The 11,758-nt window shown below is 44.8% G+C and carries 10 protein-coding genes; 8 read left to right on the top strand and 2 right to left on the bottom strand.

What is annotated here, in order from left to right; all coding sequences use genetic code 11:
* Positions 1-136: 136 nt before the first annotated feature.
* Both IJE10_09110 and IJE10_09105 read right to left on the bottom strand, forming a co-directional pair.
* Positions 137-1,222, bottom strand: a complete 1,086-nt coding sequence (locus tag IJE10_09110) for a hypothetical protein (GenBank protein MBQ2968261.1) — start codon at positions 1,220-1,222, stop codon at positions 137-139.
* Positions 1,223-1,237: 15 nt separating this feature from the next.
* The gene (locus tag IJE10_09105) at positions 1,238-2,587 is read right to left on the bottom strand and encodes a family 20 glycosylhydrolase (GenBank protein MBQ2968260.1); all 1,350 of its coding nucleotides are present in this window, start codon (positions 2,585-2,587) and stop codon (positions 1,238-1,240) included.
* Positions 2,588-2,728: 141 nt separating this feature from the next.
* Between IJE10_09105 and IJE10_09100 the strand changes: the two genes are divergently transcribed.
* The 8 genes from IJE10_09100 (at position 2,729) to IJE10_09065 (ending at position 11,561) form a co-directional block, all read left to right on the top strand.
* The gene (locus tag IJE10_09100) at positions 2,729-3,520 is read left to right on the top strand and encodes an AraC family transcriptional regulator (protein ID MBQ2968259.1); all 792 of its coding nucleotides are present in this window, start codon (positions 2,729-2,731) and stop codon (positions 3,518-3,520) included.
* 63 nt (positions 3,521-3,583) lie between these two features.
* Positions 3,584-4,189: a flavin reductase gene (locus tag IJE10_09095; protein MBQ2968258.1), complete on the top strand. Its 606-nt coding sequence runs from the start codon at positions 3,584-3,586 to the stop codon at positions 4,187-4,189.
* 103 nt (positions 4,190-4,292) lie between these two features.
* A complete protein-coding gene (locus IJE10_09090; GenBank protein ID MBQ2968257.1) occupies positions 4,293-4,715 on the top strand; it encodes a copper amine oxidase N-terminal domain-containing protein in 423 nt (140 codons plus the stop codon).
* A 21-nt stretch (positions 4,716-4,736) separates the two neighbouring features.
* Positions 4,737-6,365, top strand: coding sequence for a Na+/H+ antiporter NhaC family protein (locus tag IJE10_09085; GenBank protein ID MBQ2968256.1), 1,629 nt, complete (start codon positions 4,737-4,739; stop codon positions 6,363-6,365).
* A 207-nt stretch (positions 6,366-6,572) separates the two neighbouring features.
* The gene (locus IJE10_09080) at positions 6,573-7,526 is read left to right on the top strand and encodes a sugar ABC transporter permease (protein MBQ2968255.1); all 954 of its coding nucleotides are present in this window, start codon (positions 6,573-6,575) and stop codon (positions 7,524-7,526) included.
* A 3-nt stretch (positions 7,527-7,529) separates the two neighbouring features.
* Entirely contained in the window at positions 7,530-8,402 is an 873-nt protein-coding gene (locus tag IJE10_09075) for a carbohydrate ABC transporter permease (GenBank protein MBQ2968254.1), read from the top strand.
* 107 nt (positions 8,403-8,509) lie between these two features.
* The gene (locus IJE10_09070) at positions 8,510-10,192 is read left to right on the top strand and encodes an extracellular solute-binding protein (protein MBQ2968253.1); all 1,683 of its coding nucleotides are present in this window, start codon (positions 8,510-8,512) and stop codon (positions 10,190-10,192) included.
* A 1,120-nt stretch (positions 10,193-11,312) separates the two neighbouring features.
* The gene (locus tag IJE10_09065; protein ID MBQ2968252.1) at positions 11,313-11,561 is read left to right on the top strand and encodes a hypothetical protein; all 249 of its coding nucleotides are present in this window, start codon (positions 11,313-11,315) and stop codon (positions 11,559-11,561) included.
* Positions 11,562-11,758: the final 197 nt, after the last annotated feature.

Below are 11,758 nucleotides of genomic sequence, written 5' to 3'. Positions count from 1 at the left end.
TGCTTCATCACTCCGTGGTACAATAATTGCATAAATGTAAAACACGAAGTGTTTTTTCTGTAGTCGCAATTATTATACTATAATGCAATGGGTAAGCCCATACAAATACTAAAAAGCAATTTATAATTTTCAAAACTTATTTCTTTAAAAACCATTTCTTTAAGACCGCTTCTGCAGGCTTGCCCTGAATGGTAAAGCCCTTGTCTACCCCCGGCTCTGTGTGATAGTGCGGACGGTGCTGGGTTTCGTCCCATTTCCACCAAAACAGTCCCATCCAGCCCGGGATGTCATGGAAGGTCCGGAACAGTGCTTCCATGTAATTTGCCTGTTCTTCACCGTCATAGCGGGTTTCCCAGTTGAAGTTATAGGGAAGCATACTGCACCCATGCGACGAACGCACGCCTGCTTCGGTAAACACAATGGGCTTGTTGCCAAACTGCTCTATGATAGACTTGATTCTGTCTCTTCTGGGCTTTAAGAATTCCACCATTTCCTCCACTGTGGGGGTGGGGAGTGCGTTAATTTCTTCTGCCTTTGCGTTGTACGTGTCGGGAAGCTGTTTTTGTGCAGGCGGATAGTAGCTGTAGCTTAAATAGTCCAATTCCTTCATCCATTCAAGCGCATGTTTTTTGCGGGATGCGAAGGTGAATTCATAGGTAATCGGTCCATCATAAATACTTCTTACCGTTTTGATGATATCCAGCCAGTATTCGTCCTGTCCTGCAGTACCTTCTAATTCTGCACCAATCATCATACTGTCTACCCCTGCCCTTTGAGCCAGGTCTGCAAAATAGCGCATGCTTTCGGTGTAGGAAGCAAACCATTCTTTCCAGTAGTCGGTTACAACCCCCTCAATCTGACGGCAGGCTTCCTTGGTGGGGAAGTCTACACAGCACATGGGCGCACCGTCTAAAGAGGTAAAGCACGGCTTTAACAGCACCTTAACATTCTTTTCATGCAAAAGACGGGTCATTTCAATGATTTCGTCTTCGCCAACCGTGTACTTGAAATCAATAAACAGCTTGGTGGAAAACACCTTTTCCTGACAGAGGTTGATGTTAAGTGTAGTCCAGTTGATGCCCATTTTTTGCATCAGCTCGGGCTGTTTTTTGGCATTTTCGGTGCGGTAGTAGCCTCTCGTGTTTAAAAAACCGAAATTTGTACCGCAAATCCGCTCGTTAAAAATCGGATGGTCTTTAAATTTTTCGGGAATGCTTACCATAACATATTTCCTTTCTTATCTGTACCACTTTTCCTTATGGGTTTCAATCAGCTCTTTGCTCGGCTTTTCACCGCACCACTGCAATGCACCCGACAGAATCACAAAGGGTGTTGCACTCTGGGGTCTGTGCCAGGTGGTCTGCACGATACCGTGGCTTCCTCTTTCGTGGCAGAGGGCAACCATGCTCTCGATGCTCTTTTCGCCCATGAACGGGGAATAAACGGTCTCAAAACCTTTGTTTTCAAAGAATGCCGCATCCTGCCATTTTCTGCCCGGGTCGTTGTGGGTCCAGATGTTAATCAAAACATTCTTGGGAATGAAATCAGAGGTTTTTTCGTCACACTTCCAGTACAGAGCATCCATAGAGGAGTAGAGCATATCGCCCCACATCACCATTCTGACATCCTTTTCGCGCAAGTAGGTGTTTAAGAACGAAATATGCTTTGCAAACAAAATGTCTGCGCTCATGGTTCTGTCCTCTTCTGTAGAGCCAAAGCCAAATGCCTTGTCACAGCAGCAATGTAAGTAAGGCGGATTGCGGAACATTTCCACCAGCTCGTCAATCAAAAGCTTGATAAATTCTTTTGTTTTGGGGTTTTCGGTGGCAAAGCACCAACCGCCCGGGATGTACATGTCTGCCATGTCGGGTCTCTGGTCCAAAACGGTGTGCTGACGGGTTACAATTCGGCTCCAGCCTGCATGGGTGGTCAAATTCTGTGCAGGGAGCGGACGGATGTGCATTTTATCCATGGCAAAGGCAATCAAATCTGCAATTTCTTCCTTTGTATAGGCGTTCGGCCAGTGTGCGTAGTCTAAGCTGTACGGGAACATGCCCCAGAATTCAATGAAAATGTGATTGTAGCCTGCAAGAGCCGCGGTTTTAATCATCTTTTTGATGTAATCGGGATGGCTTTCTTCCTTGTCACTGCCGTCATCGGGACGGAAAATGCAGGTGTGTACCGCACGGAACGGAATGTTGGGGTAATCGTAAATGTCCATAACGGGAAGGCAATCGGACAATTCTTCTGTCATGCGGATTATCGCCTTTAAGCCTAAAAGCAGACCGTCTTCGGTTTTTGCCACAATTGCAAAGCCCTTTTCTTCTATATTTAAATAGAAGGCTTCGTCGTTATCGAATTCGGCTTGTTCTGTAAAAGTTGCCTCGCCTGCGGTAAGGAAGAAGATTTTGGTGTCTGCATCCACCACTTGAGCATTTTTAAGGCTTGCCAGCTGTAAAAGATACGAAATGTCTTTGGTGCAGTTGGTTTTAACGGTTGCGCTTGCGTCAAGCTGCATTGTGCCTTCGCCAAGGGCGATTTTCTTAGGCTGAATCAGCATTTTGCTTAAAATTTCTTTTTTAGTCATTTTTTTAAACCTCACTTTCTATCTATAGAGTAACACGGTTAAAGTGGATTGTAAACGCACAAATCGCACTAAAAGGTGGACAAAACGATACTTGACTTTCGAAGAAAAACAAGATATACTGATTAAAGAGGTGAACAAAAGATGTTTTTTGGAAATGACAGCGTTCTGGTGGATTTAATCGGGGTGTTTAAAATCAGGCGGTCTGCGTCGGTTTTGCGGATTGCCCATGACAGACATTATGACAGCTTAAGTGTGCGTACCGCAGGAAGCGGAAGCTTTACCTGCGACGGCAGACAGTATACGGTGCAGACCGGAGATTTTATTTATCTGCCCCAAACAAAAAAATACAGTCAGGAAACCGCAGGGGAGAGCATTATTGCCATTCATTTTATACGGTACAGCTCGGAAAAAAGGTCGGAGGTGGAAACCGTTTCGCCCGAAAACCGCGAAGAAGCGATGGCGCTTACCCAATCCATGTACAAGCTCTGGACCGAGAAAAAAACGGGATATAAGCAGGCGTGCATGGCGCTTTTGTATCAGCTTTTGTACCTTTTGCGGCTGCAGACCGAAAAGGAGAGTGTTTCTGCGGTGGGGACGGATAAAATTCCCGACAGCATCATAGACTATATGCATAAGAATTACCGTAAAGAGAAAATTTCGGTGGCGTATCTTGCGGAGATGGCATCTGTTTCGGAGGCGTATTTCAGACGGGTTTTCAAAAGCATTTACGGGATATCGCCTGCGCGGTATATTATCAATTTAAAGCTTGAGTATGCCTCGGGACTGTTGCAGAGCGGGTTTTACAACGTGACCGAAACCGCTGAAAAGGCGGGGTTTGCGGATGTAAAATATTTCCAGCGCCTTTTCAAGCAACACTTCGGACAAACCCCTGCAAGCTATAAACGGCTCAATTTAGAGCACATGTATAAATAAAACTTGTAAAACTGCTGAAAATGTGGTATATTAAGGATAGCAGAATAGAGAGGATGGGATAATATGGATAAAACGGCATTGTTTAAGATTGGGTACGGCTTGTATGTGCTATCTGCGCACGAAAACGGGTTTGACAACGGTTGTATTGTAAACACGGTGATGCAGGCGGCGGACAATCCGCTCCGTCTGGTTTTTTCGGTGAACAAGCAGAACAAAACCCATGATATGATTGTAAATACGGGACTTTTTGCGGTGTCCTGCCTGACAGAAAGCACGCCCTTTGAAATGTTTAAATGGTACGGCTTCCAGAGCGGAAGAGCGGTAAACAAATTTGTGTCCGAGGCGGCGTATACCCGTTGCGAAAACGGTGTTTTGCGCTTAAATACCTTTGCAAATGCTTACATGGCAGGCAAAGTGCTTTCCATGACCGATTTAGGCTCGCACACGCTTTTTGTGGCAGAGCTTACCGAGGCGGAGGTGTTAAACAACGAGCCGTCGGTGACCTATGCGTACTATCACGCAAACATCAAGCCCAAGCCCCAGGTGAAAGCAGACGAGGGGGAAAAGTGGGTATGTAAAATTTGCGGATATGTGCATGAGGGACCTTTGCCTTCGGATTTCATTTGTCCGCTGTGCAAGCATCCGGCATCCGACTTCGAAAGAATGTAATAAAAAGAAACCGCTTTGGCGGTTTCTTTTCGTTAAAATATATTGACAACGCACAAAAATTCGTGTACAATAGTAAGGAAAAAAGGAAGAGGGAGGAAAGAGGATGAAAAAATGGCTTTGTCTGTTACTCAGCTTAAGTCTGATTTTTGCAACGGCGTTGCCCGTTTTTGCAGAGGACACCATCCATGTGGTGTTAAAAGGACAGGAGCTGGTGTTCCCCGACACACAGCCGCAGTTGGTAAACGACAGAACAATGGTTCCCATGCGCTTTATTTTTGAAGCCTTAGGTGCAAACATTTACTGGGAAGATGCAACGCAGACCGTGTTTGCCTTTGCAGGGGACGTAAACGTGATTATGCAGATTGATTTACCGACTCTGTTTGTTAATGACAAACCGATTCAGTTGGATGTGGCACCGCAGTTAATCGGTGAACGCACCATGGTGCCTTTGCGCGCCGTGTCCGAAAGCTTCGGACTTAATGTTGAATGGAATGATGAGACATCAACGGTCATCATTACAGAATAAAATAAGTGAGGAGTATCACAAATGAAAAGATTCAGTTTGAAAACACTGATTGTTGCATTGCTTGCAATTATGATGCCCGTGGTTGCATTTGCGGCAGTGGAAGGTCAGTCGGCACAGTTCTACAATTCTTTCTGGGCTCTTGTGCCGCCCGTAGTTGCCATTGTTTTGGCACTTATTACAAAAGAAGTTTATTCTTCTTTGTTCGTTGGTATCGTGCTTGGTGCTTTGTTCCATGCAGATTTCAACATCATTAATGCGATTCAGTCGGTTCTTTCCGCTGAAATTTTAGTAGACGGCGAAGCACAGACCGCAGGCTTGATTGATTCCATCGGCGGTACTGCAGGTATCTTCCTGTTCCTGGTATTGCTGGGCGTTATCGTTGCGATGATTAACAAATCCGGCGGTTCCGCAGCATTCGGTCGTTGGGCAAAGAAAAACATCAAAACCAAGGTTGGTGCAGGTCTTGCAACCTTCGTTTTGGGTGTTCTGATTTTCGTAGACGACTACTTTAACTGCTTAACCGTAGGCTCTGTTATGACACCTGTAACCGACACCCACAAAATCTCCCGTGCAAAGCTTGCGTTCTTAATCGACGCAACCGCAGCACCGATTTGTATGATTGCCCCCATTTCTTCCTGGGCAGCAGCGGTTTCTGAATTTGCGCCCGATGGCGTGAGCGGTATTTCTCTGTTCATTCAGGCAATCCCTTACAACTTCTATTCTCTCTTAACCATTTTGTTCGTGGTTATGATTGTCTGCCTCAAGTTTGACTTCGGTCCTATGAAGCGCTTTGAAGCAAACGCAGAAAAGGGCGATTTGTTCACCGTTGTTGCAGATAAGGCTGAACAGGCTGAACAGGTGGCACAGAACAAAAAGAGCAACATGTTTGACCTGATTTTCCCCATCGTGGTTTTAATTGTAGCTTGTATCTGGGGCATGCTGTATAACGGCGGTTTCTGGGCAGGCGAAACCTTTGCGGGTGCATTTGCAAACACCGATGCAACCTTTGCTTTGCCCTTAGGTGCAATCATCGCGCTGGTTATTATTGAAATCTATTTCCTGATCCGTCGCTCCATCAACTTCAAAGAAAGCATGGACTGCGTAACTGCAGGCTTTAAGACCATGGTTCCTGCTCTGGTTATCTTGACCATGGCAACCACCTTGAAGAACATGACACTTCTCTTGGGTGCTGACATCTATGTAGCAGACATTATGAGTGGCGTTGCAGGCGGTCTGCAGGCACTCCTGCCCGCAGTTATCTTTGTGGTAGCAATCTTCCTGGCATTCTCCACAGGTACATCCTGGGGTACTTTCGGTATCTTAATCCCGATTGTGGTAAGTGTATTCCCCAACGGCTCTGAAATGCAGATTATCGGTATGTCCGCATGTCTCGCAGGTGCGGTTTGCGGTGACCACTGCTCGCCTATTTCGGATACCACCATCATGGCTTCTGCCGGTGCACAGTGTGACCATGTGAGCCACGTTTCCACACAGTTGCCTTATGCGCTGACCGTTGCGGCTGTATCGTTTGTTTCCTTCATCATCGCAGGCTATGTTCAGAACGTATTCATCGCTCTGCCCGTAGCAATCGTATTGATGGTTGCAACCACTCTGGTGCTCAAAGCAACTCTTGGCAAAAAAGAGGCATAATTAAAAAAGTACATCCAAAGGAACTCCAACCGCGGAGTTCCTTTTTTTGTACATTTTTTATAAAAAAAACAATCGGTTTTTGTTGAAATCTAATATAAACACATATTTTTAGAAAAAAAACCAATTTAAACACATTTCCTTTTTTGGTGGAAAGTGGTATGATATAAGTACTGTAAAAGTATAATCTTTTGAAAGGGAGTGACAAAGTTGGGTAAAAAATTACAAGCGGTTTACCCGGAGGGCGTTTATGTTGCCCCCAAGAAGTCATTGTTTAAGTACATCATTACAAACAAATGGCTTTATATTTTGCTTGTGCCGGCAATGCTGTATGTATTGATTTACAACTACCTGCCTATGTTCGGTATCGTGATTGCGTTCCAGGACTTTAAAGCGGTTGACAGCATTGCAGACAGTGAGTTTATCGGTTTTGAAAACTTCAGAATCCTCTTTGGTTCGGATGAATTCTACCACGTATTCTTTAACTCAGTTGTACTTTCATTCTACAATCTGATTTTCGGTTTTCCGTTCCCGATTATTCTCGCAATTCTCTTAAATGAAGTAAAACAAGACCTGTTCAAACGTTTTGTGCAGACGGTATCTTACCTCCCGCACTTTATCTCTTGGGTTGTTATCGCAGGTATGTTGATTAACTACCTGGATTCGCAAGGTCCTATCAACTTCATTATACAAAAACTGGGCGGCGACCCGATTCTGTTCCTGCAGGATCCGAAATACTTCCGTGGCGTTATCGTTATCGCCAACATCTGGAAGGGCTGCGGTTGGTCTTCTATTATCTACCTTGCAGCACTTTCTAACTTAGACCAGCAGGTTTACGAAGCAGCTCTTATCGACGGTGCAAACCGTTTCCAGAGAATTCTGCACATCACCCTGCCGGGCATTATGTCCACCATCGTAACCGTATTGATCCTGAACATGGGTACCGTTATGAACAACGGTTTCGAACAGATTTATCTGTTGTCCAACAGCTTGAATGCTGAGGTATCGGAAGTATTCGAAACCTATACATACAAAATCGGTATCGTTAAGGGCGACTTCGGTTTCTCTACCGCGGTTGGTTTGTTTAAGTCTGTAGTAAGCTTCTTCTTAGTTATGACAACAAACTTCATCTCGCGTAAAATCGGACAGAAAGGATTGTGGTAATCAATGAAAAATAAGATTTACTTTTTTGACTATATTAATTTCTGCCTCGTTGGTTTGGTAGCGTTGGTTACTTTATATCCGTTCTTAAACGTATTTGCAGTATCCTTCAGCTCATACAATGACATTATCAACAACCCCCTGATGGTTTGGCCTACAAGCTGGAACACCGGTGCTTACACCGAAACCTTAGCAAAGGTAAGCCTGTGGCGTGCATACGGTAACACCATTTTCGTAACCATCGTTACAACCGTTATTGCCGTTTGCATGTACCTCTTAACCGCTTATCCGCTTTCCAGAAAGGATTTGAGAGGTAAGGGCGGTATCATGACCTACTTCATCATCGTTATGATGTTTAGCGGCGGCTTGATTCCTACTTTCTACTTAATCCGTGGCTTGGGTATGTTAGATACCATCTGGGCGCTGATTTTTGTTGCTTTGTTCTCCACAAACAACATGACCCTGATGAAGAACTTTATGGAAGGTATTCCGGATTCGCTGGTAGAAGCAGCAAGAATCGACGGTGCGTCCGAATTCTTTATTCTGTTTAAGATTATGGCTCCGCTTTCCAAAGCAATCATTGCAACCCTTGCAATGTTCGTGGCAATCGGTCAGTGGAACTCTTATGCAGCAGCTGTTTACTACATCAGAAGCACCGAAAAATGGACCCTGGCGCTGTTCCTGCGTGAAGTTATTATCGGTTCTTCCATCCAGCAGCAGATGACAGGTGCGGAAGAAGATATCGTAGATGAAGTTATCGACCCGATTAACTTCCAGTATGCGGCGCTTATCATTACCGTTGCCCCGATTCTTATCGTATACCCCTTCATTCAGAAATACTTCGTTAAGGGTATGATGGTAGGTTCTGTAAAAGAATAATAGGTCAAAAAATATAATAGGATGATAAAAAAGATATAAAAAAGAATAGGTACACTTTAAAGGAAAGTGTTCTTATAAAAGCAAAATTAAAAAGGAGAGAAGAAAAGATGAAAAAGTTAAGCAAAATCTTGGCTCTGATGCTGGCGCTTACTCTGGTACTTTCTTTGGTAGCATGTGACGGCTCCGGCAAAGACGGCGGCAAGAAAAATGCAGCCGACACTTTAACCGTGTTCGGTAACATTGGTAGCGCTGAAGGTCCTACCGTTATCGATGAAATGATCATCGAAGGCTTTAAAGAAAAGACCGGCGTTACAGTTGAAATTCAGACAGCATCCGGTTCCGGTTATCTGGAACAGTTACAGCTCATGATTGCTTCCGGTGAATATCCGGACGCAGCATTGTTCCCGACCACAACCGTACAGGCTTACATCGACGTATGCGAAGCTGGTAAGGTTGTAGCACTGGACGAATACTTAACCGAAGAAAACTGCCCCAACCTGATGGCTTACACCTATCCCACCGCTTGGGAAGGCGTTAAACCCCTCGATGACGGCAAAATCTATGCGGTTCCGAGAACATCTCTGACCCGTAACGAAGGTATCATCGTTCGTGCTGACTGGCTCAAGAACATCGGCCTTGGCGAATACCTCGACCGTGAATTCCATGAAGTTTCTGCAGACGAATTCAAAGAACTCTTAAAGAGAATGACCGAAGACGATCCGGATAACAACGGTAAGAACGATACTTTGGCTACCTCTTGCTGGACTGACGATACCACAAAGCAGTTTGGTCCTTTTGAATTCACCCGTGGTTTCTATGGTGACTATGGCTGGTACGCTTACGAAGGCGAAGACTATGATTACATGTTCCCGCAGTATTCTCAGAAGTCTGACATCTTCAAGAAGCAGCTCGCTTACACCCAGGAAATCCAGAAGGCAGGCTATCTCGATAAGGACGGCCCGACCCTCACCAAGACCGCTGTTAACGATAACTTCAAACAGCAGAGATATGGTCTCGGTATCGGTTTCGTAGGCGATATCGCTAGCCATGAAAAATCTTTGATGGAAGCAAACAACAATTTACAGAGCCCCGAAGGTTCTTACGTTGAATACCTCTTTGCAAAGGATGATAACGGCATTGTAGCAGGTAACGGTTACTACAAACCCATGTGGGGTCAGTTCTGCGTATTCACCGCATGTGCTGAACCGAACAACTTCATCCAGCTTTGCGACTACATCCTTTCTGACGAAGTTTGGGATATGGTAGCAAACGGTGTTGAAGGTATTACCTATGAAATGATCGGCGGCGTTAAGACCAGCATCCAGGTTGAACCCGGCGAACAGGGCAGAGGTGCTTCATTCCCGGCCGGTATCGTAAGAAAAGCAGGTGACCCTGAATTCTTCGCACTGCGTGGTATCGACCCCGCAAAGACCGCTCATATGGAAGATATTACCTTAAACAACTTCCACATTGGCCAGGTTACCCAGATTGACTCTTTGGATAACGGCTTCGTTCCCGCAATCGCATCCAGCACTCAGTTCATCACCGCTCAGGACGAATTGGTTCAGGTTGTAACCAAGATCTGCGCAGGTCAGATGGAAGTTTCTGAATACGATGCAGCATTGGAAAAATGGTATGCACAGGGTGGTAAGGAATATGTTGAGCAGATGAATGCTTACATCACCGAAAACCAGGCATCCGGTGCAGCTCCGGCTCCCGAAGTTCCGCTCCAGCCCTCCGAATGGACTGCAGCTTACGATGCACAGAAAGCCGCTGTTGAAGGCGAATAATATTTAAATTTGATATTTTGCTTTTCGAAGACCTCTTTTAAAGAGGTCTTCGTTTTTTGTCATTCTAAAGGCAAAGCCAGCTCTGAACACAGCACCATCCATAGCCTTCCCCTTGAGGGGAAGGTGTCAACTGTAAGTTGACGGATGAGGTGTCATTCTGAATGCGAAGCCTGAAAAAGCGCATACACATAGCATTTCTGCCATACCAAGCTCTCTTGCGGTAACCCGAAACGACAGGAACTTACGCTCCTGCGTTTCGACCGCGGCGCCCCCGCGTCAGAGCAAACAACGGTATTATCACACTTTGCCTTACGACAAAGTGCTCCTTTTCGTTGTTGCTCTTCCTTTTAGCCGAAAAGTTTTCTTTGAAATACTTTTCGGCTTGCCTGCAAAAAGTATTTTGCTTAACCGCTCGCGCATTCTGAATGCGAAGCCAGCCCTGAACACAGCACCATCCATAGCCTTCCCCTTGAGGGGAAGGTGTCAACTGTAAGTTGACGGATGAGGTGTCAATCTGAGCGATAGCGACAGTGGCGCTTAACCAAATCAAAGATTTGGAGCGCTGTTGCATAGGGGACTGTTAGCCAAATCAAAGATTTGGACAGCACCCCTAAAGAATCTCGTCGCAACAAGCCTTCCTTTTACACATACGCCTTGTCGGCATATGCTTTTTTATCAGGCTGTTGCTCCTTTTAGCCAAAAAGTTTACAAGTAATACTTTTTGGCTGGTGCTCACTCCGTTCGCATTTTCTCTCCCTTAAGTCTCACTTTGTTCGACAGCGCCCTTTACACAAGGGAGCCTTTTTTGCCTCCCTCTGACGAGGGAGGTGGCACCGCAGAGCGGTGACGGAGGGAGAGAAATGAATTTCCTGTTAAAAAAGGTTGATAAATTAAAAAAAGTATGATATACTGAACATGCAACATTACATAAACAATTACATAAACCACATAAACAGAGGGTACGCTATCTTTGTAAAAAGCGTACACTCTATTCTTGTCATACCTCTGTTATGTGGGATGATGTTTATGTGGTGTTGCAACCGTAGGAATGGAGTCACTGCGTCTTTTTGGTGCGTGGCTCTCGGGCTGCGCACTTTTTTTATTTAAGGAGGACAAACAAATGTCTGAAATGTATTTTAATAAAGAAGATTTTCGGAAAAGTATCACAAACCGTATGATTAAAACGTATATCAGCGATGCGGTGTGGAGAACCATGCAGAACATGGATTTTGAGCAGATATACAACGAGGCGTATAATATGTTTTTTGAAAAGGTGGAAAAAATTGTGCGTAGTGAAAAACTGGACGACACCGAAAAAGTAGAAAAACTTTTGCGGTTGATTCAAAAATATGAAATTAAACTCTATTAAAAAAGGGATTGTGAAGCAAGCGAGTGTTTTGCGAAAGGCAAAAAGTGTGTAAAAAACAAGAAAAAGTTGCATAACGCAACTTTTTTGCCAAAAACTATTGACAAATTAGGGATTTTGTGGTATAATAATGGCATCGGTTGCGAAAGCAACCTTAAGCACGTCGTACCGAGACCTTTTTACTCGTTGCGTTTTGAAAA

Source organism: Clostridia bacterium, from assembly GCA_017410375.1.
GTDB lineage: Bacteria > Bacillota > Clostridia > RGIG6154 > RGIG6154 > RGIG6154.
The sequence above is the reverse complement of the archived record's forward strand: the minus strand, read 5'-3'. Positions and strand labels throughout refer to the sequence as shown.